The organism is Bradyrhizobium sp. FW305-F6 (assembly GCF_058782905.1).
In genome coordinates, this window is sequence record NZ_JBYSYD010000001.1 from 1618917 (window position 1) to 1644773 (window position 25857).

21 protein-coding genes are annotated in these 25857 nt (G+C 64.8%); 9 read left to right on the top strand and 12 right to left on the bottom strand.

Annotated features, from left to right (window positions below; translation table 11 throughout):
• Positions 1-35: 35 nt before the first annotated feature.
• Positions 36-1100, bottom strand: coding sequence for a class I SAM-dependent methyltransferase (locus tag AC3WLX_RS07945; protein ID WP_492335395.1), 1065 nt, complete (start codon positions 1098-1100; stop codon positions 36-38).
• A 191-nt stretch (positions 1101-1291) separates the two neighbouring features.
• Here AC3WLX_RS07945 and AC3WLX_RS07950 point away from each other — a divergent pair, with 191 nt between their 5' ends.
• Together AC3WLX_RS07950 and AC3WLX_RS07955 are read left to right on the top strand one after the other, a co-directional pair.
• Positions 1292-1894, top strand: coding sequence for a TetR/AcrR family transcriptional regulator (locus AC3WLX_RS07950; RefSeq protein ID WP_492335396.1), 603 nt, complete (start codon positions 1292-1294; stop codon positions 1892-1894).
• 9 nt (positions 1895-1903) lie between these two features.
• A complete protein-coding gene (locus AC3WLX_RS07955; protein WP_492335397.1) occupies positions 1904-4018 on the top strand; it encodes an alpha/beta fold hydrolase in 2115 nt (704 codons plus the stop codon).
• A gap of 160 nt (positions 4019-4178) precedes the next feature.
• On the opposite strand, the gene AC3WLX_RS07960 is transcribed toward AC3WLX_RS07955, so the two are convergent.
• The gene (locus tag AC3WLX_RS07960; protein WP_492335398.1) at positions 4179-4484 is read right to left on the bottom strand and encodes a hypothetical protein; all 306 of its coding nucleotides are present in this window, start codon (positions 4482-4484) and stop codon (positions 4179-4181) included.
• Positions 4485-4661: 177 nt separating this feature from the next.
• Here AC3WLX_RS07960 and AC3WLX_RS07965 point away from each other — a divergent pair, with 177 nt between their 5' ends.
• Complete coding sequence (locus AC3WLX_RS07965; RefSeq protein ID WP_492335399.1) at positions 4662-5279, top strand: Crp/Fnr family transcriptional regulator; 618 nt, start codon at positions 4662-4664, stop codon at positions 5277-5279.
• Positions 5280-5392: 113 nt separating this feature from the next.
• Here the strand turns inward: AC3WLX_RS07965 and AC3WLX_RS07970 are convergent, their stop codons facing one another.
• From AC3WLX_RS07970 to hpaR, 8 genes are all read right to left on the bottom strand, one after another.
• Positions 5393-6271, bottom strand: a complete 879-nt coding sequence (locus AC3WLX_RS07970) for a transglutaminase family protein (RefSeq protein ID WP_492335400.1) — start codon at positions 6269-6271, stop codon at positions 5393-5395.
• The gene (locus AC3WLX_RS07975; RefSeq protein WP_492335401.1) at positions 6268-8781 is read right to left on the bottom strand and encodes a circularly permuted type 2 ATP-grasp protein; all 2514 of its coding nucleotides are present in this window, start codon (positions 8779-8781) and stop codon (positions 6268-6270) included. Before AC3WLX_RS07975 ends, AC3WLX_RS07970 begins: the two co-directional genes overlap by 4 nt.
• Positions 8782-8808: 27 nt before the next feature.
• Positions 8809-12078 carry a transglutaminase family protein gene (locus tag AC3WLX_RS07980; RefSeq protein WP_492335402.1) on the bottom strand — a complete coding sequence of 1090 codons (3270 nt, stop codon included), beginning with the start codon at positions 12076-12078 and terminating at the stop codon, positions 8809-8811.
• Between the two features lie 237 nt (positions 12079-12315).
• Positions 12316-13620 (bottom strand): methyl-accepting chemotaxis protein, encoded by a 1305-nt coding sequence (locus AC3WLX_RS07985; protein ID WP_492335403.1) that lies wholly within the window; start codon positions 13618-13620, stop codon positions 12316-12318.
• Entirely contained in the window at positions 13598-14116 is a 519-nt protein-coding gene (locus AC3WLX_RS07990; protein ID WP_291623890.1) for a PAS domain-containing protein, read from the bottom strand. The genes AC3WLX_RS07985 and AC3WLX_RS07990 overlap by 23 nt, the downstream gene beginning before the upstream one ends.
• Before the next feature lie 227 nt (positions 14117-14343).
• On the bottom strand, positions 14344-15867 hold the full coding sequence (locus AC3WLX_RS07995) for a UxaA family hydrolase (RefSeq protein ID WP_492335404.1): 1524 nt from the start codon (positions 15865-15867) through the stop codon (positions 14344-14346).
• Positions 15868-16024: 157 nt separating this feature from the next.
• Complete coding sequence (locus AC3WLX_RS08000; protein WP_291623894.1) at positions 16025-16801, bottom strand: HpcH/HpaI aldolase family protein; 777 nt, start codon at positions 16799-16801, stop codon at positions 16025-16027.
• A 114-nt stretch (positions 16802-16915) separates the two neighbouring features.
• The gene (gene hpaR, locus AC3WLX_RS08005) at positions 16916-17434 is read right to left on the bottom strand and encodes a homoprotocatechuate degradation operon regulator HpaR (protein WP_492335405.1); all 519 of its coding nucleotides are present in this window, start codon (positions 17432-17434) and stop codon (positions 16916-16918) included.
• Between the two features lie 110 nt (positions 17435-17544).
• On the opposite strand from hpaR, the gene hpaH reads away from it, so the two are divergent.
• From hpaH to AC3WLX_RS08035, 6 genes are all read left to right on the top strand, one after another.
• Positions 17545-18351 (top strand): 2-oxo-hept-4-ene-1,7-dioate hydratase, encoded by an 807-nt coding sequence (hpaH, locus tag AC3WLX_RS08010; protein WP_492335406.1) that lies wholly within the window; start codon positions 17545-17547, stop codon positions 18349-18351.
• 31 nt (positions 18352-18382) lie between these two features.
• The gene (locus AC3WLX_RS08015; protein ID WP_291623900.1) at positions 18383-18781 is read left to right on the top strand and encodes a 5-carboxymethyl-2-hydroxymuconate Delta-isomerase; all 399 of its coding nucleotides are present in this window, start codon (positions 18383-18385) and stop codon (positions 18779-18781) included.
• Positions 18774-20312, top strand: a complete 1539-nt coding sequence (gene hpaE, locus AC3WLX_RS08020) for a 5-carboxymethyl-2-hydroxymuconate semialdehyde dehydrogenase (RefSeq protein WP_492335407.1) — start codon at positions 18774-18776, stop codon at positions 20310-20312. The genes AC3WLX_RS08015 and hpaE overlap by 8 nt, the downstream gene beginning before the upstream one ends.
• A 105-nt stretch (positions 20313-20417) precedes the next feature.
• Entirely contained in the window at positions 20418-21401 is a 984-nt protein-coding gene (gene hpaD, locus AC3WLX_RS08025) for a 3,4-dihydroxyphenylacetate 2,3-dioxygenase (protein WP_492335408.1), read from the top strand.
• 3 nt (positions 21402-21404) lie between these two features.
• Positions 21405-22274, top strand: coding sequence for a fumarylacetoacetate hydrolase family protein (locus tag AC3WLX_RS08030; RefSeq protein WP_492335409.1), 870 nt, complete (start codon positions 21405-21407; stop codon positions 22272-22274).
• A gap of 25 nt (positions 22275-22299) precedes the next feature.
• Positions 22300-23928 (top strand): thiamine pyrophosphate-dependent enzyme, encoded by a 1629-nt coding sequence (locus AC3WLX_RS08035; RefSeq protein ID WP_492335410.1) that lies wholly within the window; start codon positions 22300-22302, stop codon positions 23926-23928.
• Here AC3WLX_RS08035 and AC3WLX_RS08040 read toward each other — a convergent pair.
• Together AC3WLX_RS08040 and alkB are read right to left on the bottom strand one after the other, a co-directional pair.
• On the bottom strand, positions 23906-25147 hold the full coding sequence (locus AC3WLX_RS08040) for an MFS transporter (protein WP_492335411.1): 1242 nt from the start codon (positions 25145-25147) through the stop codon (positions 23906-23908). The two genes, AC3WLX_RS08035 and AC3WLX_RS08040, sit on opposite strands and share 23 nt — an antisense overlap.
• Positions 25148-25200: 53 nt before the next feature.
• A complete protein-coding gene (gene alkB, locus AC3WLX_RS08045) occupies positions 25201-25854 on the bottom strand; it encodes a DNA oxidative demethylase AlkB (protein WP_492335412.1) in 654 nt (217 codons plus the stop codon).
• Between the last annotated feature and the right edge of the window lie 3 nt (positions 25855-25857).

Below are 25857 nucleotides of genomic sequence, written 5' to 3' on the forward strand. Positions count from 1 at the left end.
CTGGGAAGAGAGTTGCTCGCGACATTCACAGCAAACTAGACTCTGGCCTCGAGGACCATATTGAACGGCCCTTCGGCGGCGCGCCGGATTTGCCGGAAACCACCCTCCTTCAACACCTCCGTGAGTTTCGCCTCTCCGGCCTGCGCGCCGAGAGCCTCGCCGACCTCCTGCGCAAGTGACGTCGGCACACAAATCATCGTCGAAGCGTTGTAGTAGAGACGGCTCACGGGGTTTCCGACGTTATCGGCCGGATGATCCGCGGCGATCGGCTCGACGATCATCCAGGAGCCCCCGGGCTTTAACAGATCCCGAACGTGTCTGGCACATCCCTTTGGGTCGCCCATGTCGTGCAGGCAGTCAAACATCGTGACAAGATCGAACTCCCGCTCAACGATATCCTTGGCCGGCGCCGCTACGAAGCGCACGCGCTCGGCTAACCCGTGGGCCTTGGCATGGGCATTGGCCTGTTCGATCGAAGGAACGTGGAAATCGTAGCCGACGAAAGAACTCTCCGGGAACGCTTTCGCCATCAACAGCGTCGAGAAGCCCACGCCGCAGCCGATGTCCGCAACCCTTATGCCGCTCTTCAGCTTGTCCGTCATGCCCTCCAGCGCAGGAAGCCAAGCCTGAACGATGCTGTTGACATAGCCCGGCCGGAAGAACGAGCCGACCGCACAAAACAGGCATCCAGAGCTTTCTCCCCAGGCGACTCCGTTTCCGGTCTTAAACGCCTCTTCGACCTTTGGCCGGCCTTCAACCATCGCCGCAGCCAAATCAAACGCTCCTTCAAGGTATACGGGACTGTCCTTGACCGCGAACACCATGGCCTGCTCCGGGGTCAAGCTGAACCGCCGGTCTGTTCCGTCGAAGGCGATGTATCCATTTGCCGCCTGCGCAAGTGCCCATTCCTGCACGTATCGTTCGGCAAGTCCCGTTCGCTTGGCGAGATCGGATACAGTTGAGGCGCCGTCGCGATGCAGCGCGTCAAACAATCCCAGCCGGAAACCGATACCGGCCGTTGGGACGCTGAACGCACCCCCGAGATCTCCCAGCATCTTCCCGACGAGCGCACCGAGCTTGTCGTTGTCGATAACGGTCATGACCTAACTCCATTAGTTGCGGACCGGAGCCTAATTCGGTCGATCGACCAATTTCGGTCGGTCGGCCGAATTATGGCGTGGACCGAGTTGGAGTCAAGCCCGTTCGCTACTTTCTGAATGCTATCGGGTTATGCTAGACTTCGGTCGACCGACCGAATTAATGCACCACGAAACGATTTCGCAGAGGGGCGATGGCGCGGACATTGGCAAAGGTAGAAACCAGTACGGTAGTTTTGGAGGCCGCCAAGAAGGTGCTTCGGCAGAAAGGTTACGCCAAGCTATCTACCCGCGATGTCGCCGCTGCCGCGGGCGTTCCGCTAAGCCAGATCCACTATCACTTTGGTTCGAAGCAGGGAATGCTGCTTGCGCTATTCGAGTATTTGAATTCGCAACTGCTCGATCGCCAGAGCGTGCTATTCCACGACAAAACGCTCAAATTGTCGGAACAGTGGGACAAGGCCTGCGACTACCTCGATGAAGACATTGGATCGGGATATGTTCGTGTGCTGCAGGAGCTTATCGCGGCGAGCTGGGCCGATGGCGCGGTGGCAAAAGTTATTCAAACCGGCATCATGGGATGGATTACGCTCATTGCCGAACTGGCACGGCGCGCCGAGCGCGAGTTTGGCGGATTGGGCCCGTTCACCGCGGATGAAGTCGCGATTCTAGTCGGCAACGCCTTCATTGGTGCCGAGAGTCACTATCTTCTGGGCCTGGAGAAGAAAGGCGCCCCCGTTCGGCAAGCCCTTCGCCGCTTCGGCGATCTGATCCGCATCATGGAATCACTGAAGTGAGGTGACGTCATGCGCGCCAAACTGCCGGTCCAGGAAGGAACCGTCGAGCGCGACGGCGTCAAGCTCCACTACGAGATCTACGGCAATGGCACCGAAACCATCGTTTTCGTGCCCCCATGGAGCATCGTTCACTCCCGCGTGTACAAGGGGCAAGTTCCCTATTTCGCCGAACGGTTTCGCTGTGTGACCTATGACCCTCGCGGGAATGGCAAATCCGATCGGCCGGACGACATCGCGGCATACTCTCTCAACAACCTTGTTGCGGATCTACTCGCCATCATGGATGCGACAGCAACAGGAGCTGCAGTTTTGGTTGGCCTTTCATTAGGCGGCATGATCATCAGCATAACGGCTGCACACCACGCTGACCGCGTCAGCGCTGCTGTACTGGTCGGCACGTCGGCCGTCATCGGGCCCAGCCATCCCTATATGACAACGAGCCATTTTCAGCTCAAGCGCACGAATTTTGACGAGTGGGGCAAGTACAACGAGGATTATTGGCTCTCGGATTATTCGGATTTTGCCGCACACTTTGTCGGCAACATTTTCTCCGAGCCGCACTCAACGAAACAGATTGAAGACGCAGTTGGCTGGGCCAACGAGACGACAGGGCCTATCCTGGCTAAAACGGTCCATGCGAGATCGATTCCACCAGCCTTCGATGTGAGCGAGGCGATGTACCGGAAGATCAAATGTCCGGTGATGATGATCCATGGAGATGACGATCGCATTCAGCCCCACGCTCGCGGACGACTCGTCGCGGAACTGACGGGTGCCGAGTTCACGACGATCGAGGATGGAGGCCACAATCCACTCGGGCGTGTTCCGGCAAAGTGCAACAGATTGATCTCCGAATTTCTTGAGCGCAAGCTCCGCCTGCCGGTCAGAGCGAAGCCGAATCTATCGCACTCCAAACCGCGGCGAGCCCTCTACTTGTCGTCACCGATTGGGCTCGGGCATGCCCGCCGCGACATCGCCGTCAGTCGTGAACTGCGCAAGCTCGTTCCCGGTTTGCAGATCGACTGGCTGTCGCAGGATCCCGTCACGCGGCTACTGGCGTCCAGCGGCGAGACAATACATCCCTTGAGCGGCCGTCTCGCCAGCGAAACGCGCCACATCGAACAAGAGGCCGGCGAACACGAGCTTCACGCTTTTCAAGCCATCCGCCGCATGGACGAAATCCTGGTTGCCAATTTCATGACGTTTCAAGACGCTGTCGAAGAAGAGCAATACGACCTCGTGATCGCCGACGAGGCATGGGATATCGACCATTACTGGCACGAGCACCCCGAACTCAAGAGAGCTCCCTTGGTCTGGTTTACGGATTTCGTAGGCTTTATCCCCATGCCCTCAGGCGGCCAGCACGAAGCGTTCCTGACCACCGATTATAACGCCGAGATGATCGAGCATATCGAACGACACCCTGCCGTGCGCGATCTGGCGATATTCGTCGGGGAAACAGCGGACATTGCCCCCATGTCATTTGGAAAGGATCTCCCTTCCATGCGCGAATGGGTGCCGAAGCACTTCGATTTCGCGGGCTACATCATGGGCGAGCACCCGCAGAACTTCGGCGGCCGGTCAGAATTGAGAGAGACGCTCGGATACGCTGCGGACGAGAAGGTCTGCATCGTGACGGTCGGCGGATCCGGCGTGGGCGCTCACTTGATCAAGCGAATTCTGCAAGCCTGGCCAACCGCCAAAGCGAAAATCCCAGAACTCCGGATGATTGTCGTTGCAGGCCCCCGCATCGATCCGGTCTCATTGGGAGCGCCAGTCGATGTTGAGGTTGTTGCGTTTGTGCCCGATCTTGATCGCCATCTCGCTGCGTGTGACCTTGCGCTGGTCCAGGGCGGCCTGACGACTTGCATGGAGTTGACGGCGGCTGGTACGCCATTCATCTATTTTCCGCTGCGCAATCACTTCGAACAGAACTTCCACGTTGCCCATCGCCTGGATCGATACCAGGCCGGACATCGCCTGGAATTTGCCAACGTCAGCCCCGAAGAGATCTCGGAAACAATGGTCACGGCTCTCCGTGAACCAGTTCGATCTAGACCCGTGGAAGCAAACGGCGCGGGACGCGCTGCGCGCCTGATTGCACAACTGCTTCAGGCCTCGTGACTGGCAAGAAACGTTCACGTAGCTGCCAGAAGCCTATCAGAGCTACCTGTCCTTGTCTGAACTCGATCGAAACAGCCCCGCACGTCCGATTGCTGCCGATGAAATTCGGATTGCAGACTTCCGCTTTGCGTGAGTCAGCCGACGCTTGTTCGCACACGCCCTACTCCACCAGCAGCACGTCGACGGCGACGCCAAGCTTCTGCTTGGGCGAGCCGACGATGATGCCGTCGACCCGCGAGACGTCGGAAAAGTCGCGTCTCGTGGCAAGCACGACGTGATCGTTGCCGACGAGGCGATCGTTGGCTGGATCGAGGTCGGTCCAGCCGAGCTCGGCCCCGCACCAGAGCGACACCCGGGCATGGGTGGCGTCGGCGCCCTGCAGCGCGGCTGGCCCGGCGGCAGAATAGTGCGCAGTATCGCTAACATAGGCTGCGGGCAGCCCGAGCCCGCGCAGCCCCGCAATCATGACATGGGCGAAGTCCTGGCAGCCCCGTGACGCTTGTGGTGGCGGCCAGAGCTGCGTTCCGAATGTGAAGTCCGGGAAGAGACCTCAACGCTCTCGCTCAGCCTCATTTTTGCCTCATGTCACAAGCGACTCTAGCGGCATACTTTCCGATATTGATTGCGCCGGTCGGGCACCAAAATGACCTTGGTTGAAGCTGTAGGCTATTTGGCGTCGGCTCTTGTCCTGCTGACGTTCTGCATGAGCACAATGCTAAGTCTGCGGGCGGTGGCAATCTGCAGCAACTTCGCGTTCATCAGCTACGGTTTGGCGGCCGGGCTTTACCCCGTGCTCATTCTGCACATCGTCCTGCTTCCTTTGAACGTGGTATTTCTCGTTCGCATGACGAATTTGCTTCGGAAAGCGAAGCTCGCAGCGGCCACCGATCTTTCGCCGTTGTGGATGCAGCCATTCATGAGGCCGATGCATTTCAGGACAGGGGAGACGATCTTCAGAAAGGGCCAGCACGCCGATTTGCTTTATATCGTAGTATCGGGTGAAGTCGAGCTCCCGGAGATCAATCAGCGACTTTGCGCAGGTGATCTCTTTGGAGAGATTGGATTGTTCTCCTTAGAGAGGCGACGTACGCAAACCGTAATTGCAGCAACGGACGTGGATCTGCTTTGCATCAGCGACGAAGCATTGAAGAAGCTATGCGAGCGTAACCCCGGCTTGTCGTTGTACTTCCTGCGACTGACAGCTACTCGAATGACTCAAAATGCCTCGCGGCTGGCTTCTATCGGCACACACGCCAACTGAGTTCTCGATCAGATCGCCTCCTTTCCCACTCCGCAACGGGTCACAAGCTGCCGATCACATCTAGATGGCAAACTCCCGCCTTGCGTTGGCAAGCCGATGCTTCTGTCAACGCCCTACTCCACCGGCAGCACGTCGACGGCGACGCCGAGCTTCTGCTTCTGCGAGCCGACGATGATGCCGTCGACCGGCGAGACGTCGGAAAAATCGCGCCCCACGGCAAGCACGATATGATCGTTGCCGACCAGGAGATCGTTGGTCGGGTCGAGGTCGACCCAGCCTAGCTCTGCACCGCACCACAGCGACACCCAGGCATGGCTGGCGTCGGCGCCTTGCAGGCGCGGCTGGCCCGGCGGCGGAGCGGTGCGCAAGTATCCGCTGACATAGGCCGCGGGCAGGCCGAGGCCGCGCAGCCCTGCGATCATCACATGGGCGAAGTCCTGGCAGACGCCGTGACGCTTGTCGAAGACCTCGTGGAGCGGCGTCGAGATCACCGTCGCCTTGGGATCGTAACGAAACTGGTTGCGGATGCGATGCATCAGATCGACCGCACCCTCGAGGATGCCCGCACCCGGCGCAAAGCTCTCCGCCGCGTAAGCGCTGACCGGGCGGAGCACCGGCACCAGAGGACTGGCGAAGACGTAACCGACGGGCGAGGCCGGTCCGAGGCTCGTCGCCTCGAAGGCCAGGTCGCGAATGCTCTCCCAGGGCGGGCTAGCCGCATCGCGCGCCGGCGGCTTGCGCGACACCGAGACACGTGAACGCGAGTCGATGCGCAGATTGCGATGGGCGGCTTCGATCACGACGCTTTCGGTCAGCGTGCCGAAGAAATCGCGCCGCACATTGCGCTCGGCCGGGCGCGGATGGATCTCGACATTGTGCGAGATCAATTCCTGGCCGCCGCCGCTTCTCGGCTGCAGCCGCAGCGTGCAGCGGGCGAAGCTGACGGGATTCTCGTACTCGTAGGTGGTGACGTGACGGATGTCGTAGATCACGCCAGCCCCGTCAGCTTTTCCGGCCGGCTGGCATTGGGACCATGCGGAAAGTAATGCTGCCCGATCGCCTCGGCGAGGCTGAGCAGGTCCTGCTCCAGCGCGAACAGGGTCTTGACCTCGAGCTTCTCGGCCTCGGCGGTCGCGAGCATCGCCTGCATCCCCACCGCCAGCCGCTGCGGCTTCTCGATCAGGCCGTGCTCCTTGAGGCTCGGCAGCGCGGCGATATGCTCGTTCAGCGTCGCTACCTGAAACGCGACGGAGCGCGGATTGTAGGGATCGAGCACGGCGAGGTCGCGCACCGGGGCCAGGATCGGCGCCAGCAGATAGCGCGAGCGATAGGTGATCTGGCAATCGACCAGCGTCAGCAGGATGTCGAGATCCTCGTCGCCTGCCTCGTCATAGGCGAACTGGCGCGTGAAGCGCGTGGTGTTGATGGCACGCTCGGTGCGCCGTCCGATGTCGAGGAAGCGCCAGCCGGCGGCGCGGTTCATGTTCTCCTGCGCAAGGCCAGCGAAGCTCGAAAGCTCCTGTAAGGTCAGTTCGGCCGCGCTCAGCACGCCGTCGTCGTCCTCGACCCCGTCAGCCAGGCGCTCGGCCATTTCGGTGATGACCTGCCAGGCGTCGGGCGACAATCGCTCGCGCAAGGAGGTCGCGGTGCGCTGCGCCGCGCGCACCAGCGACAGCGCCGAGCCGAAACGCGCTTCGCTCTGCAACGCTTCGGCCGTGATCCGCCCGGCCGAGGCGCGCGAGGTCTGCGAGATCGCGCCCCAGGCCACCAGCAGGCGCTGGATGCGTTCGGCCGATTGCACTGACGCCGCGGTGCCCTTGTTGGGCCCGCTCGGCGAGCCCAAAGCGCGCACGAGGCGCAGCGTCGCCTCGGCGCGTTCGAGGTAGCGGCCGAGCCAGAACAGATTGTCGGCGGCGCGGCTCGGCAGCACGCCGGCGATGCGACGGATGCGCACCTTGTCGGTCGCCGGCAGCAGCGTCGCGGTCGGGACCTGCTTGTCCGAGACCACCCAGACGTCGGCGGCACGGGCGCCGTCGCCCATCGAAACGGCGCGCGCATCCGGCTGCTCGGCGATCCGGCAGAAGCCGCCGGGCATGATGGCCCACCCCTCGGGCGTGGCAGCCGCGAACACGCGCAGCACGAAGGGACGCGGCGTCAGCTGCCCCTGCTCCCACACCGGCATGGTCGAGAGCCGCACCACCTCCTGGCCGACATAGTCCATGCCGCGCGCAGCAATGGCGTCGGCGAGGCGCCGGCGGTCGGCCGCATCGAGCTCGCTTGGAAGCACCGGACCGCTCGAGTCGAAGCCGGGCACACTGCGTTGATAGGCGCCTTCGATCGCGACCTCGTCGAGCCGCGCCAGCACCTCGTCGCGCGCCGCGCGCTGCCCGCACCACCAGGTCGCGATGTGCGGCATCTTCAGGTCTTCGCCGAGCAGGCGGCGGCTCAGCGCCGGCAGGAAGCCGAGCAGCGCCCGCGCCTCCAACACGCCCGAGCCCGGCATGTTGGCGACGACGACGCCGTCCTTGCGCAGCACGTCGATCAGGCCGGGCACACCGAGCCGCGACGAGGCATCGAGCTCGAGCGGATCGAGCGAGTTGGAATCGACGCGGCGCAAGAGCACGTCGAGCCGCTTCAGGCCGGCGACGGTGCGGATGTGGACGTGGTCGTCGCTGACGGCGAGGTCGTCGCCTTCGACCAGCAGAAAACCAAGATAGCGCGCCAGCGTCGCATGCTCGAAATAGGTCTCGCTGAAACTGCCGGGGGTGAGCACGCCGATCCTGGGCTCGTCGCGGTCGGCGCGCGCGCGCAAGGAATCGCGGAACGCCTCGAAGAACGGAGCGACGCGCGGCACGTTCATCGACTTGTAGAGATCGGAGAAGGCGCGCGACAGCACCAGGCGATTCTCCAGCGCATAGCCCGCGCCCGACGGCGCCTGGGTGCGGTCGCCGAGCACCCACCAGCGGCCGTCGGGGCCGCGGCCGACATCGGCGGCGTAGAGCGAGAGATAGCGCCCGCCCGGCGGCGGCACGCCGCAGACGGGACGAAGATATTCGGGGCTGCCGGCGATCGCGGCCGCCGGCAGCGCGCCTTCGGCGACGAGGCGCCCCTCGCCGTAGATGTCGCGCAGCACCCGCTCGAGCAGTTCGGCGCGCTGGGTGATGCCGGCGCAGAGCTGTTGCCAGTCGGCCTGATCGATCAAGAGCGGCAGATGGCTGATCGCCCACGGCCGGTCGGCGCTGTCGCCGGGCGCACGATAGGTGACCCCCGCCTCGCGCAAGTGGCGGTCGGCCATGCCGAAGCGGCGCTCGATCTCGTCGGGCGCCAGCGCGCCGAAGGCGTCGAAGAAGCGGTTCCAGACCGGGCGCGGCGTGCCGTCCGGGCCTAAGAACTCGTCGGGGATGCCGGGCAGCCTTCTATAGTCGCGGACCCATTGCGCGAGGCGGCGCTGGCCGGCTTCCCTGCCCCCCTTGTCGTTCTGTTCGGCTGCGCCCTCGGCCATGCGCCTCTCCCTGCCCCACCATCATACTCATTGCAGAAGCGGGGTCCGCAAGTCGAGGGTCAGCGGAAACTCATTTGTGCGTTCCTCGGGCGGCGGCTGCATCGGTCCCGGGGTGTGGCCGTGGTCCTGGAAGCGCGCCAACCGCCGCGCCTCGGCCTCGTAGGTGTTGACCGGCTTGGTGTCGTAGCTGCGCCCGCCGGGATGGGCGACATGGTAGACGCAGCCGCCGAGCGAACGACCGTTCCAGGTGTCGATCAGGTCGAAGGTCAGGGGCGCGTGGACGGGAATGGTCGGGTGCAGGCCGGAGGCCGGCTGCCAGGCCTTGAAGCGGACGCCGGCCACGGCCTCCGCCGAGCGGCCGGTCGGGGTCATCGGCAGGCGGCGGCCGTTGCAGGTCACGATGTGGCGGCCCTCGACGAAGCCCTCGGCTTTCACCTGAAGCCGCTCGACGGACGAGTCGACATAGCGCACCGTGCCGCCGGCCGAGCCCTCCTCGCCGAGCACGTGCCAGGGCTCCAGCGCCTGGCGCAGCTCCAGCGTCACGCCGCCATGATGGACCCGGCCGAAGGCGGGGAAGCGGAATTCGAGCTGGGCCAGGTACCATTCCGGCTCGAAAGGGTAGCCGAATTGCTTCAGCTCGGTGAGGACGTCCAGGAAGTCTTCCCAGATGAAATGCGGCAGCATGTAACGATCGTGCAGCGCAGTGCCCCAACGCACGAACTTGCCGCTCAGCGGCTCGCGCCAGAACCTTGCGATCAGCGCGCGGATCAGGAGCTGCTGCGCCAGCGACATGCGCGGATCCGGCGGCATTTCGAGCGCGCGGAATTCGACGAGACCGAGCCGGCCGGTCGTGCCCTCCGGCGAATAGAGCTTGTCGATGCAGATCTCGGCACGGTGGGTGTTGCCGGTGATGTCGACCAACAGATGCCGGAACAGCCGGTCCACCAGCCACAGCGGCGTCTGCGCGCCAGGCGGCGGCACGTGCGAGAGCGCGATCTCGAGCTCGTAGATGCTGTCGTGCCGGGCTTCGTCGATGCGCGGCGCCTGGCTGGTCGGGCCGATGAACAGGCCGGAGAAGAAATAGGACAGCGATGGATGCCGCTGCCAGTACAGCACGAGGCTCTTCAGGAGATCAGGCCGGCGCAGGAACGGCGAATCCTGCGGCGAGGAACCGCCGACCACGACATGATTGCCGCCGCCGGTGCCGGTGTGGCGCCCGTCGACCAGGAAACGGTTGGCGCCGAGGCGCACCTTGGCCGCGTCCTCATAGAGACCTGTGGTGATCTCGACCGCGTCGCGCCAGCTCTTCGCCGGCTGGATGTTGATCTCGATGACGCCAGGGTCGGGCGTCACCTTGATCACCTCGATTCGTGGATCGAACGGCGGCGGGTAGCCCTCGACATGGACCTGCAGCTGCATCTCCTCCGCGGTGGCTTCGAGCGCGGCGACCAGTTCGAGATAGTCCTCGATGCGCTCGACCGGCGGCATGAAGGCGCAGAGCACACCGTCGCGGACTTCGACCGACATCGCGGTGCGAACCGGGACGGAGGTATTGAGATTCTCGGGCGCCGCCCGCGGCGGGGATTCCGGACGCGCGGCGAGCGTGAACACCGGGAGCTTGTCCCGAGCCTCCATCGGGTCCTGCTCGACGATATAGGGATACTGGCTGGGCGGGACGTAACCGAGCGAGCCGATCGGCAGGCGCAAGCCGAGAGGGGAATCGCCCGGCATCAGGAACAGATGACTGCGCCGGAGTTGCCAGCGCTCGCTACGCCAGCGCGGCGGCGCGTTCCAGCGCTGCACCGGCAGCACGAAGCCGCGCGGTGTGTTGAGGCCCTCGTCGAACACGCGCGCCATCCGCGCGCGGGCTTCCGGATCCGCCAATTTGGAATCGGAGGGATCGACGTTGACGGGAAGCTCGGCCTCCTTCTGGAGCCAGTACGCGGTGTCCTCGTAAGCCGGCATGATGTAGCCGGCATCGAGGCCGAGCCGGGCCGCCGTGCCTTCCATGAAGGTCTCGGCGTCTTTCACCTCGGCACGGCGCGGATTTTCGATTTTGGCGATGAGGTCGACATTCTTCCAGATCGGCACGCCATCCTTGCGCCAGTACAGGCCGAAGGCCCAACGCGGCAGGCTCTCGCCCGGATACCATTTGCCCTGGCCGTAATGCAGCAGGCCCCCGGGCGCAAAGCGCGTCCGCAGCCGGCGGATCAGATCGTCGCCGAGCGCGCGCTTGGTCGGGCCGACCGCTTCCGTATTCCATTCTCCCGCCTCGAGATCGTCCACCGAGACGAAGGTGGGCTCGCCGCCCATGGTCAGCCGCACGTCGGCGCTCGAAAGATCGCCGTCGACCTGCTCGCCGAGATCGTCGAGCCGCGCCCAGGATTCATCCGAGAACGGTTTTGTGATGCGCGGCGCCTCGCGGATGCGCTTGATGCTCATGTCGAAGCCGAACTCGACCTCGGCAAAGCCGGCGCCGCCGGAGATCGGCGCCGCCGAGCGATAATGCGGCGTGGCAGCGACCGGGATGTGCCCCTCGCCCGCCAGCATGCCCGAGGTCGCGTCGAACCCGATCCAGCCCGCCCCCGGCAGATAGACCTCGGCCCAGGCGTGCAGATCGGTGAAATCGTTCTCGACTTCCGGCGGCCCCTCGATCGGGTCGATGTCGGGACGGATCTGGATCAGATAGCCGGAGACGAAGCGGGCAGCGAGACCGAGATGGCGCACGGTCTGGATCAAGAGCCAGGCGGAGTCGCGGCACGACCCTGCGCCGGAGGCGAGCGTCTCCTCCGGCGTCTGCACGCCGGGCTCCATGCGGATGATGTAGCGGACCTTCTTCTGGAGCTCGCGGTTCAGATCGACCAGGAAGTTGACGGTGTTCGGGGCCTCGTGCGGGATCGAATCGAGGAATTTGGCGAACAGGCGATCGGGCTTGATGGTCTCCAGATAAGGCGCAAGCTCGGTCTTCAGGTCCTTCGGATAGTCGAACGGAAAGCTGTCGGCGTAGGGCTCGACGAAGAAGTCGAACGGATTGACCACAGTCATCTGCGCGGTGAAGTCGACCTCGAACTTCAGCTCGGTGGCTTTCTCGGGAAAGACGTAACGCGCGAGCCAGTTGCCTTGCGGGTCCTGCTGCCAGTTCACGAAATGATTGGAGGGCGTGACCTTGAGGGAATAGCTCAGGATCGGCGTGCGTGTGTGCGGGGCCGGCCGCAGCCGGATCGTCTGCGGGCCAAGGTCGATCGGGCGGTCGTATTTGTAATGCGTGACGTGGTGTAATGCGACGAAGATCGACACGGGGTACGGTGCTCCAGCAGCTTTTTTGAGCAGAACACCTGAGGAGGGTGCGATCAAGCACTAACAACGGGCAGAGGGTGCCTAGCTAAGGTGCGGGGCGGGGAATGGTGTTGGCCAAAGGCCGCGCTGCGTCCCCTCTCCCCTTGTGGGAGAGGGTGGCTCGCCGCATAGCGGCGCTTCGCGCCAGTTTCTCCCACAAGGGGAGAAGGAAAGTCAGCGTTGCTGTTGGCACGGATCCTACGCCGCCGAGGTCAGCCGCTGCAGGAACTGGGTCACCTCGTGGCGGAGCGTGCCGACTTCGCCGTGGACGCGTTCGGAGGCGCTGTTGACGCGGGCGGCGACGCGGCCGGTGTCGGCCGCGGCTTCGCTGATGCCTGTGACGTTGGAGGAGACCTGCGAGGTGCCGGCGGAGGCTTCCTGAACGTTGCGGGCGATTTCGCGCGTCGCGGCCCCCTGCTGCTCGATCGAGGCTGCAATCGAGGCCGTGATGCCGTCGATCTCGGCGATGGTCTGCGCGATCGCCTCGACGGCCGCGACCGAAGTGGCGGTCGATTGCTGCATCTCGCCGACCTTGGCGCTGATCTCCTCGGTCGCCTTCGCCGTCTGGTTGGCGAGGCTCTTGACCTCGGACGCCACCACGGCGAAGCCGCGGCCGGCATCGCCCGCGCGAGCCGCCTCGATCGTTGCGTTGAGCGCAAGCAGGTTGGTCTGCGAGGCGATCTCGCTGATCAGCTTGACGACGTCGCCGATCTGCATCGCAGCGTCCGCAAGGTTGCGGATCTCGCTGCCGGCGCGATTGGCTTCGTTCACCGCCCGTCCCGTGCTCGCGGTCGAGCCGGCCACCTGGCGATTGATCTCGGCGATCGACGACGCAAGTTGTTCCGCGGCGCTGGCGACGGTGGCGACGTTGCGCGAGGCCTGGTCGGAGGCACTGAGCACGCCTGAGGTCTGACGGCTGGTCTTCTCCGCCGCGGCCGCCATCTGGCCGGCGTCGGATTCGAGATCGGTCGCGGCGCCCATGAGGCCGCCCGCAACGGCGTCGAGATGGGTGCCGAACTGCCGCGCGAGGCCGGCGATCTCCTCGACGCGGCGCCCGAGGCTGTCGGTGCCGGCATTGATCACGACCGCCGAGCGGCGGAACGAGCCGGGCAGACCGCGCGCCAGGATCTTGCGGAAATACTTGCCACGGCTGGCATAGTCCATCGACGCCGAAGCCTCGCGAACGAAGGCGTCGGTGATGTCGAGCATGTCGTTGACGGATTTCTGGATCGCGCCGATGCGCCCGGCCTGCCGGTCGCTCATGATCCGCGCCTCGAGATCGCCGCGCGCCGCCTTGCGACACACATCGACCACCTCGTCGACGGCCACCGCCGTAAGGTGCTGACACCAGACGACGTAGCCGAGCAGCGCGACCGTGGCGCCGAGCAAGGCGGCACTGGCGATGCCGGTCAGACCGAGCAGCGAGAGGACGACCGCAACGACGGCGAGACCACACGCGAGCGCGGTCGCTCCCTGCGCCTTAGAGAGAGAGCACAAATTCATCGTAACCGACACCCTGTTGCTTCAGCAGCCCGACCATCGCCTCGAAGCTCGCCTGCATGCCCTCCTTGGCATTGGCATGCCGCGCCTCCTCCGCGCACAGCGTCTTGTAGATCGGCTTGATGCGTTCGATCTGCGCGGGATCCGGCTTGCGACGGTTGGAATGATAGCCGACGATGTTGCCGCGCTCGTCGAATGTCGGCGTGACGTGGGCGAACACCCAATAATGGCTACCGTCCTTCGCCAAGTTGACGACATAGGCGAAAATCTCCTGCTTGGATTGCAGCGTGTCCCAGAGCAGCTTGAAGACGGCGCGCGGCATGTCGGGATGGCGGATCAGGCTGTGGGGCGCGCCCATCAGCTCCTTCCACGAGTACTTCGCCATCCGGATGAAAACATCGTTGGCGTAGATGATGCGGCCTTTCAGATCGGTCTTCGATACGATCAACTCCTCCTCACCGAGGAGATTTTCCACCCCCGTGGGACGTATCGCTTGCATCTGTCGGACCCTCGCGCAAAGGCCGGCCCGCCACGCTGTGGAGCCGCATCACCTCCTGTCTACGGGAACAGTGTTAACCAGATGTAAGTTCGGGAACCCGCAAGCGAGATTCGCACTTCCGTACCAATACGTGGCGAGGGATCGTTGCACCGGCTGCAAACTACACGCGTCGCTGTCATCAATTGTCCAGTTGCGACTGCCTTGCGATTGCACCGCTCCCGGCGCGACTACATCGTTGCGCCGAGCACCCAGGGCGCGAACTCGGCGCCGCCGAAATCGAAACTCTCGCTCTTGGTCGGCTTTCCCGAAGCCGTCTTCAGGATCAGATCGAAGATGCGCTGGCCGCATTGCTCCACGCTCTCCTCGCCTTCGAGGATGGTGCCGCAATTGACGTCCATGTCGTCTTCCATCCGCTTGTACATCGGCGTGTTGGTGGCGAGCTTGATGGAGGGCGCCGGCTTGCAGCCGAACACGCTGCCGCGGCCCGTGGTGAAGCAGACCAGATTGGCACCGCCCGCGACTTGCCCGGTCGCAGCCACGGGATCGTAGCCTGGCGTGTCCATGAAGACGAAGCCCTTCTTGGTGACGGGCTCGGCGTAGCGGAGCACCTCGACCAGATTGGTTGTCCCCGCCTTGGCCATCGCGCCGAGCGACTTTTCCAGGATCGTGGTGAGGCCGCCGGCCTTGTTGCCGGGGCTCGGATTGGCGTTCATCTCGGCGCCTTCGCGCGCGGTGTATTCGTCCCACCAGCGCATGAGATCGACCAGCTTCTCGCCGACCTCGCGGCTGACGGCACGGCGAGTCAGCAGATGCTCGGCCCCGTAAGTCTCCGGGGTTTCCGACAGGATCACAGTGCCGCCATGGCGCACGACAAGGTCGCTCGCAGCGCCGAGCGCCGGATTGGCTGACACCCCGGAATAGCCATCCGAGCCGCCGCATTGCAGCGCCACGGTGAGCTCGCTGGCCGGCACGGTCTCGCGCTTGACCTTGTCGGCGTCGGCGAGCGCCTCGCGCACGAAGGCGATGCCGGCTTCGACCGTCTTGCGGGTGCCGCCGACCTCCTGGATGTCCATCGCGCGCAGGCGGCCGGCGAGCTTCTGCTCTTCCATGAGGCCGCCGATCTGGTTCACCTCGCAGCCGAGGCCGAGCACGATGACATGCGAGAAATTGACGTGCCGCGCATAGCCGCCGAGCGTGCGGCGGAGCAATGCCAGCGGCTCGTTCTGCGTCATGCCGCAGCCGGTCTTGTGGGTCAGCGCGACCACGCCGTCGACATTGGGGAAGTCGGCGAGCGGATTGTCGCCGGTGAAGGGGTTCTTCTTGAAGACGTCGGCGACGAGGCTGGCGACATGCGCGCTGCAGTTCACCGAGGTAAGGATGCCGATATAATTGCGCGTGGCGACGCGGCCGTCCGGACGGCGGATGCCTTCGAAGGTCGCCGGCAGGTCGAAATTCGGCGTCGGCTTGACGTCGACGCAATAGGCGTAGTCCTTGGCGAAATCGCCCATGCCGCAGTTCTGCGTGTGCACGTGCTGGCCCGGCGCGATCGCCTGAGTGGCAAAGCCGATGATCTGGCCGTAGCGCCTGACCGGCTCGCCCACCGCGATCGGCTTGATCGCGACCTTGTGGCCGGAGGGAATGCGCTCGAGCGTGGTCACTCCGTCGGCGACCAATGTTCCCGGCGGCAGGCTCGCGCGCGCGATCAGCACGCCATCATCGGGATGCAGACGGATGACGGGGCTGAGGGTCATGGGAATCTCCTGTATCGAAACCATCGTGCCCCGGACGCAGCGCAGCGGGAAACGGTGCGCTGCTGAGCCAGGCCCATCTATCATGTCGTCGCAGGCTTCGGGGTCCCGGCGCTGCGAAGCGGTGCTACGCACCGCATCGCGTCCGGGACACGAGAGCTTACGCCTTGCCGCCTGAATCCTTGCGGGTCGCGTTCACCTGCATCTTGGCGTAGGTGGTCATCAGGCCGACTTCGTTGGACAGCGTCACCAGCTTGAAGCCCATGTTGATGGCGCGTGCCGCGCCCTCGGCGCCGCTGCAATGAATACCCGGGTTGAGGCCGCGCTTGCCGCACTCCTTGATGATCTTGTCGTAGATCGCGAGGATCTCGGGCTCGGTACGGTCGAGCTTGGGCTCGAGGCCGTAGGAGAAGCCGAGATCGGACGGGCCGATATAGACGCCGTCGATGCCCTCGACATCGAGGATCGCTTCCATGTTCTCGACTGCGGTCCTGGTCTCCATCATCGGCAGCAGCACGATCTCGTCGTTGGCCGTCTTCTGATAGGAACCCGCGGTGCCGTACATGCCGGCGCGGATCGGACCGTTGGAGCGCACGCCCTTGGGCGGATATTTAGAGTACGAGACCAGGTTCCGGGCCTCCTGGGGCGTGTTGACCATCGGGCAGATCACGCCGTAGGCGCCGCCATCGAGCACCTTGCCGATGATGCCCGGCTCGTTCCAGGGCACGCGGACCATCGGGGTGACCGGATGCTTGTCCATGGCCTGGAAGCACTGCACCATCGAGAGATAGTCCTGCACGCCGTGCTGCATGTCGACCGTGACGCTGTCGAAGCCGCATTGCGCGATCATCTCGGCCGAGAAGCCGGAGGGAATCGCAAGCCAGGCGTTGACGACCGCCTTGCCCGACTTCCAGATTTCTTTGACTTTGTTCGCCACGTTGCCTTTCCTTCCCTGTTGCTCTCACTCGCCGCGGATCGGGTTGGCCGCACTTTGAGCGAAAAAAAGCGTGAATGTCCATGGCTCACGCCGCGCACGGACGCATATCTGGGTTCACCCGTCCGCGAGTGTATCGTCGGCACTGCCGAGCCCGGCAAGACTCTGTTCGAGCTCGCCGAGCATCTCCTGCAATTCGGCCAGCTTGCGCGCGCCGAAGCGCCGCGTGATCTCGGCATAGATCGCCTCCGAGGTCGGCGCCACCGAGGCCATCAGCTTCAACCCCTCCTTCGAAATCGAGACCATGCTGCGGCGCTGATCCGCTTTCGCCGTTCTGCGCTCGATCAGGTCGCGGGCCTCGAGGTCGCGCAGGATGCGCGACAGGCTCGGCCCCAGCAGGAACGCAGTGCGCGCGAGCTCCGTGACCTCGACCGCTTCGATGGATGCGAGTGCGCGCAGGATGCGCCATTGCTGCTCGGTCAGGCCGTGCTCGCGCAGCGAGGGACGAAACTGCCGCATCACCGCCTCGCGGGCCCGCAGCAGCGACATCGGCAGCGAGCGCGAGAAGTCGCGCATCGGCACCTGGCGCGCGGCAGGCACGCCGGCGTCGGCGGGATCGGCGGATTTCTTCGTCATGACGCCCTTTCAAGCCGGACAACGTTTGCAGTGCAACATGCCGAAATTGAGTTTGACGCATTCACTTAACATGTTAAGTATCTCGCGGCACCAGGGTTCTATGATTACAGATGGCGCTCAACAACGACGATATCCAAGCTTGCGCGAGGCGTCTGCACCAGGCGGAAAAGACCCGCACGCAGATCCGGCAGCTCTCGCAGGACTTTCCCGAGATCACCATCGCGGATGCCTACGCGATTCAGAAGGCCTGGGTCGACGTCAAGATCGCCGAGGGGCGCGTGGTCAAGGGCCACAAGATCGGCCTGACCTCGAAGGCGATGCAGAGCGCGCTCAATATCGACGAGCCCGATTCCGGCGTGCTGCTCGACGACATGTTCTTTGCCGATGGCGGCCTCGTTCCGACGGAGCGCTTCATCGCCACGCGTGTGGAAGCCGAACTCGCCTTCGTGATGAAGAAGCGCCTGTCAGGCCCTGATTGCACGCTGTTCGACGTGCTCAACGCTACCGACTTCGTGGTGCCGGCGCTGGAGATTCTGGACACGCGGATCGAACGCGTCGATGCCAAGACCAAGGCGACGCGAAAGATCTTCGACACCATCGCCGACAATGCGGCGAATGCCGGCATCGTGCTCGGAGGACGGCCGATCCGTCCGCTGGACGCCGATTTGCGCTGGATCGGCGCGCTCTGCTTCAGGAACGGCCAGCTGGAAGAGACAGGCCTTGCCGCCGGCGTGCTCAATCATCCCGCCACCGCGGTGGCCTGGCTTGCCAACAAGATTGCGCCGCTCGGCCTTGCGCTGGAGCCCGGGCAAGTCGTGCTGGCCGGCTCCTTCATCCGCCCGATCGAGACCCGCAAGGGCGACACAATTCAAGCCGATTATGGCGCCTACGGCTCGGTGAGCTGCTACTTCGCCTAATGCGAACAACAAGACAGGGAGTGAAACGGCGATGCCGCATTTCACCATCGAATATTCGGCCAATCTCGACGGCCGTCTCGACATCGCCGCGGTGTGCGAGGTCGTGCGCAAGGCAGCCGTCGAGACCGGCATCTTCCCGCTCGGCGGCATCCGCGTTCGCGCCGTCAGGTGCGAGCATTATGCAATCGCGGACGCCCGCCAGGATTACGGCTTTCTCGACATGGTGCTGCGCATCGGCGAGGGCCGCGACCTTCCCGCCCGCCAGAAGGCCGGTGAGCACGTCTTCCAGGCGCTCTCGAAACATCTCGATCCCGTCTTCGCCGCCAGCAAGTTCGCTCTGTCGTTCGACATGCAGATCAACGACAAGGACACCAGCTGGAAGCGCAACAACATCCACGACGCCCTGAAAGCGGAGGCTGCCCATGGATAAGCCCACGCCCAAAGCCGATGTGTTCCAGGCCAACCGCGACCGCCTCGCGCCGCTCTTGAAGACGTTGCGCACCGACGGCATCGGCCACATGATCGACGGCAAGATCGTCGCCTCGATCTCGGGCGAAACATTCGAGACGAAATCGCCGGTCGATGGCGCAATGCTCGCCAACGTTGCCCGCGGCAATGCCGAGGACATCGACGTCGCGGCGACAGCGGCGGCGCTCGCCTTCAAGTCCTGGCGCGACATGGGGCCGGCGATGCGGCGCAAGCTGCTGCATCGCGTGGCCGATGCGATCGAGGACAATGCCGAGGACATCGCGGTACTCGAATGTATCGACACCGGGCAGGCCTATCGCTTCATGGCCAAGGCCGCGATCCGCGCTGCCGAGAATTTCCGCTTCTTCGCCGACAAATGCGCGGAGGCGCGCGACGGCCTCAACACACCGAGCGACGAGCACTGGAACCTCTCGACCCGCGTGCCGATCGGCCCGGTCGGCGTGATCACGCCGTGGAACACGCCTTTCATGCTCTCGACTTGGAAGATCGCCCCTGCCCTAGCCGCCGGCTGCACCGTCGTGCACAAGCCCGCCGAATGGTCGCCGGTGACGGCTTCCATCCTGGCGAAGCTCGTGAAGGAAGCCGGCGTGCCCGACGGCGTGCTCAACACAGTGCACGGCTTCGGCGAAGAGGCCGGCAAGGCGCTGACAGAGCATCCCGCCATCAAGGCGATCGGCTTCGTCGGCGAGAGCGCGACGGGCTCGGCCATCATGGTTCAGGGTGCGCCGACCCTAAAGCGCGTGCATTTCGAGCTCGGCGGCAAGAACCCGGTGATCGTGTTCGACGATGCCGATCTCGACCGCGCGCTCGATGCCGTCGTGTTCATGATCTACTCGCTCAACGGCGAGCGTTGCACCTCGTCGAGCCGCCTGCTGATCCAGCAGAGCATCGCGGAAAAGTTCGTGGAGAAGCTGGCGGCGCGCGTGAAGGCGCTGAAGGTCGGCGATCCCCTCGATCCCGCCACCGAGATCGGGCCGCTGATCCACGAACGGCATCTCGCAAAGGTCTGCTCCTATTTCGACGTGGCGCGCCAGGACGGCGCCACCATCGCGGTCGGCGGCAAGGCCCATGACGGCCCCGGAGGCGGACATTATGTAGAGCCGACGCTGGTAACAGGCGCGCATGGCAAGATGCGCGTAGCGCAGGAAGAGGTGTTCGGCCCGTTCCTCACCGTGCTGCCGTTCAAGGACGAAGCGGACGCGATCGCGATCGCCAACGACATCCGCTACGGCCTCACCGGCTATGTCTGGACCAACGACATGGGCCGCGCGCTTCGCGTTGCGGATGCGCTGGAAGCCGGCATGATCTGGCTGAATTCGGAGAACGTCCGCCACCTGCCGACGCCGTTCGGCGGCATGAAGGCCTCAGGCATCGGCCGCGACGGCGGGGATTACTCGTTCGACTTCTACATGGAAACCAAGCACGTCTCGCTGGCGCGGGGCACGCATAAGATACAGAGACTGGGGATTTAGAGGCAAGCAGTCGTTCCGGGGCGCGAAGCGAACCCGGAACCTGGAGATTCCGGGTTCGCCCTTCGGGCGCCCCGGAATGACGGGGACTAACGAGGGGAAACGCACATGCCCGTACCGCAACACGTCTTCGAACCGCCGTTCAACATCATCCGCTCCAGCCACGTCGCGCTCGACGTGACCGACCTCAAGCTGAGCCGCGAGTTCTACGAGAGCATGGTCGGCCTGCATGTCGAGGATGCCGACGACAAGGTCGTGTACCTGCGCGCCGCCGAGGAGCATCAGCATCATTCGCTGGTGCTGCGGAAGGCAGCAGTGCCGGCCTGCGCGCGGCTCGGCTTCAAGGTCGGCAACGACGCCGATCTCGACAAGGCCGCAAGGTTTCTCTCCGAGAACGGCCTCGCCTACGCGTTCGTCGATCAACCTTTTCAGGGCCGCACGCTGCAATTCACCGATCCCTTCGGCTTCCAGATCGAGCTCTACGCGTCGATGGACCGGCGGCCGCATCTGCTCCGCCGCTACGACCTCTACCGGGGGTGCCATCCGCAGCGGCTCGATCATTTCAACGTCTTCGCCGCCGAGGTGCAGGACACCATGGAATTCTACGCCCGGCTCGGCTTCCGCCTGACCGAATACGCCGAGGAGGACGGACCGAACGGCCGCATCGCCGCGGCCTGGATGCATCGCAAGGGCAATGTCCACGACTTCGCCATCACCAACGGCAAGGGACCGCGGCTGCATCATTTCGCCTATTGGACGCCGACGGCGATGAACATCATCCATCTCTGCGACGTCATGGCTTCGCAAGGCTTCGTCAAGAACATCGAGCGCGGGCCGGGACGCCACGGCATCTCGAACGCGTTCTTCCTCTATGTGCGCGATCCCGACGGGCACCGGCTCGAGCTCTACACCAGCGACTACTTCACGGGCGATCACGACCACGAGCCGCTGCGCTGGTCGTTGCGCGATCCGCGCCGCCAGACGCTGTGGGGCGCACCGGCGCCGCGCTCCTGGTTCGAGCAGGGCTCGCCGTTCACGGGCCAGGCCGTGCGCGAGCCGAAATTCGTGGCCGACGTGCTGGTGGCGGATTAAGCGATGAAGCTCCCTCGCCTCGCCACCTATTCCCTCAAGGGTGATGTCAGCTACGGCGCCGTCCTGGAGGGCGGCATCGTCAATCTCTCCGCGCGTTACGCGAGAGACTATCCCACGCTGCGCGAGGTGATCGCGGCCGGCAAGCTCGTCAGCTTTGCCGAAGAGGCCGCCGGTCGCAAACCCGACCACGCGCTTGCCGACATCACATGGCTGCCGCCGGTCCCGGCGCCGGAGAAGATCATCTGCATCGGCGTCAACTATCCCGACCGCAACGCCGAGTACAAGGACGGTCAGGAGGCGCCGAAATATCCGAGCATGTTCATGCGCTCGCCCCGCTCCTTCGTCGGCCACGACACGCCGCTGGTGCGCCCGCGCGCCTCCGCGCAGCTCGATTATGAGGGTGAGATCGTGCTGGTGATCGGCAAGCCCGGCCGGCATATCCCCGAAAGCAGCGCGCTTGATCACATCGCCGCGCTCACGCTGTGCAACGAGGGCTCGGTGCGCGACTGGCTGCGCCACGCCAAGTTCAACGTCACGCAGGGCAAGAACTTCGACTCCAGCGGCAGCCTCGGCCCGTGGCTGGTGCCCTACACGCGGGAATCGCAGATCGCCGACATCCGGCTCACCACGCATGTCAACGGCGAACTCAGGCAGGACGATCGCACCAGCCGGCTGATGTTTCCGTTCCGCTATCTCTTGAACTATATCTCGACTTTCGCAACCCTGGTCCCCGGCGATATCATCGTCACGGGCACGCCGACCGGCGCGGGTGCGCGGTTCGATCCGCCGCGATATCTGAAGCCCGGCGATGTGATCGAGGTGGAGGCTGAGGGCATCGGGCGCCTGCGCAACGGCGTGGTCGACGAAGCTTGACCAACAATCGAAGTGGAATGATGCAATGACCACCCTCACCGGCGGCGAAGCGATCGTAAGCGGGCTTGTCGCCCACGGCGTCGACACCGTGTTCGGCCTGCCCGGCGCGCAGGTCTACGGGCTGTTCGACGCCTTCCACCAGGCCCAGCTCAAGGTGATCGGCGCGCGGCACGAGCAGGCCTGCGGCTACATGGCGTTCGGCTATGCGCGCTCGAGCGGCCGGCCCGGTGTGTTCAGCGTGGTGCCGGGCCCCGGCGTGCTCAATGCCAGCGCGGCGCTGCTCACCGCGTTCGGCTGCAACGAGCCGGTGCTGTGCGTCACCGGCCAGGTGCCGACCTCGTTCCTGGGCAAGGGTCGCGGCCATCTGCACGAGATGCCGGACCAGCTCGCGACCTTGCGCACCTATGTGAAATGGGCCGAGCGCATCGAATATCCCGGCAATGCGCCGACCATCGTGGCGCGCGCGTTCCAGGAGATGATGTCGGGCCGGCGCGGGCCCGCTTCGGTCGAGATGCCCTGGGACGTCTTCACCCGGCGCGCCGACACCGCCGCCGCACGAGTGCTGGAGCCACTGCGCGCGCCGCGGCCCGATCATGATCTCGTCAAGCAGGCGGCGGCGCTGATCAAGGCCAGCAAGGCGCCGATGATCTTCGTCGGCAGCGGCGCGATCGAGGCAGGCGAAGAGATCCTCGAGCTCGCCGAGATGATCGATGCGCCCGTCGTCGCCTTCCGCAGCGGTCGCGGCATCGTGTCCAACGCGCATGAGCTCGGCCTCACCATGGCGGCCGCCTACAAGCTCTGGCCCACGACCGATTTGATGATCGCGATCGGCACCCGCGCCGAGCTGCCGGCTTCGGGCTTTCGCTGGCCCTATCAGCCGACCGGACTGAAATCTATTCGGATCGACATCGATCCCGCCGAGATGCGCCGGCTCGCCGCCGATGTTGCTGTTGTCGCCGACGCCGTGGACGGCACCGGCGATCTCGTCGCGGCGGTGAAGAAGGCCGGCTATGCCAGGGGCCGTGGCCGGCGCGAGGACATTCGCGAGGCAACCGCCGCGGCGCAGTCCGAGATCCAGCGCATCCAGCCGCAGATGGCCTATCTCGACATCCTGCGCGAGCTGCTGCCCGCGAATGCGATCGTCACCGACGAGCTGTCCCAGGTCGGCTTCGCCTCCTGGTATGGCTTCCCCGTCTACGAGCCGCGCACCTTCATCACGTCGGGCTATCAAGGCACGCTCGGCTCGGGCTTTCCGACCGCGCTCGGCGCCAAGGTCGCCAACCCCGACACGCCGGTGGTGGCGATCACCGGCGACGGCGGCTTCATGTTCGGCGTGCAGGAGCTTTCCACCGCCGTGCAGTTCAACATCGGCGTGGTGACGCTAGTGTTCAACAACAATGCCTACGGCAATGTCCGCCGCGACCAGCGCCAGCATTTCGACGGCCGCGTGGTGGCGTCCGATCTCGTCAATCCCGATTTCGTCAAGCTCGCGGAGTCCTTCGGCGTGGCGGCTGCGCGCGTGACCGCGCCGAACCAGTTCAAGGCGGTGCTGGAGAAGGCGCTGAGCCACGGCGGGCCGTATCTGATCTCGGTCGAGGTCACCAGGGATTCGGAAGTGAGCCCCTGGGCGTTCATTCACCCGCCGAAGCCTTGACGGGAGCACGGCCCTGTAGCCGCGCGGCCGCGATCACCAGCAGGCCGGCGCCTGCGACCGACCAGCAGGCGATCGGCGCCCAATGCAGCAGCGGCGCGTATTCCGGCATCTTCTGCAAGCCGCCGGCAACTGCCGCCATCCGCGCGAAGGCTCCAAGGGCGAGCGCAGAGAAGACGAGGCCCGTCACCTTGCCTTCCGCGCCGGTCGAGCCGATGGCGAGCGCCGCCGAGACTGCGCTCATCAGCATGCAGCCCCACGCGGCGCCGGCGAGGAATTGCGCAGCAATCAGCATGTCGAGGCTGCCGGCGAACTCGGCCGCCGCGATCGCCGCAGCGCCGAACAGGCCGGCCGCCCCCATCACGATCAGGCCGCCGCGATGCTTGACCACGAGGCTCGCCGGAAACATCGCGATGTTGAAGCCGATCCAGAACAACGGCATCAGCCATTGCAGGTCATCCGGCTTGGCAAAGCGCAAATAGAACGGCGCGCTGTTCATGGCGAAGTGCAGCTGATAACCAAGCGCCAGCGCCACCATCGCGACGATGAAGGCGATGGGGACGAGACCGAGCGGCTTAGCCGCCTCGGCCGGCGTCGGCGGTGTCGTATCCTGCGCGACATCGTACTCGATCCGTGACAGCGCCAGCGCGGTGAGCAGCAGCACCACGCTGGAGATCACGAACGGCAAACGCGCATCGTGCTGGCGCAGCACCACGCCGAGATACGGCGAGACCGCGCCGGCGACGCCGTAGCCGAGCATGGCCAGCGCCGTGAGGAACGGCACCTGCGGCTTGGCACGGTATTTTCCGAGCAAGGTCAGCGGCGGCGCGCGCAGCGCAGAGGACGTGATCGACCAGATCACGATCAGGGCAATGAACCAGACTTGCGCGGCCGGACCGATGCCGGCAACGAAGGGGAGTGCGACGAAGGCGCCGCAGGAGATCGCAGCCATGAGCCCGACGAACAGGCCGAGCCGCCCGAGATGGGGCGCGAGCTTGTCGGCGGCGATTCCCATCGCGGTGTCGGCAATGGTGAAGATCGCCTGATCCAGCATGAGAATGAGGATCACAGCGGACGGCGCGATGCCGACCTCGGCGGCGAGTCTCGGCAGGTAGACGACGTAGGTCGTCCAGCCTAGCGTGAACACCAGTTGCAGCGCAGCCAGATAAAGGCCCGTGCGGTTCGCCGCGCCCGTGCCGGCCGAGAGCTCCGTGGTCGTCATGTTGCCGCCTCCCCGTCCCAAGCTTAGACGAGCAAGGGCTGCGAGGAAACGCCTCAGCGCGTCCTGCGGAAGGTCAGATTGATCCGCTTTCGCCCCAGCAGCGGATGCTCGCCGTCAGCGAGCGGCGCCACGCCGTGGTAGGCGAGCCGGCTGGCGCCGCCCCAGACCACGACGTCGCCATGGACGAGGCGGAAGCGGCGCGGCTTGTCGGCACGCGCGAGGCCGCCGAACAGGAACGTGGCCGACAGGCCGAGCGAGACCGAGACGATCGGCGCCGCATAATCCAGCTCGTCCTTGTCCTGATGCAGAGACAGCCGCGTGCCGGGCTCGTAGCGGTTGACGAGGCAGGCATCGGGCGTGAAGTCCCGAAAGCCGCCCTGCTCCGCGGCGCGGCGGGCGAGATCGCGGAGCAGCAGCGGCATCGCCGGCCACGGTGCGCTCGTGCGCGGGTCGATCGGGTCGTAGCGATAGCCGGTATGGTCGGTGATCCAGCCGCGCTCGCCGCAATTGGTCATGGCCACCGACATTAGATGGCCGCCGGGCGTCGTCATCCGCCGGAACGGAGATTTTGCCACGATGGCGCGCACGGCTTCGATCAGCTCGCTCTCGATCGGCTTGACGAAGCCGCGCAGCAGCACGGCCCCATCGGCGATGTTTTCGCGCGACGGTTGGGCTTCGGCGACGCTATCGAACAAATCAGCCGTCAAAGG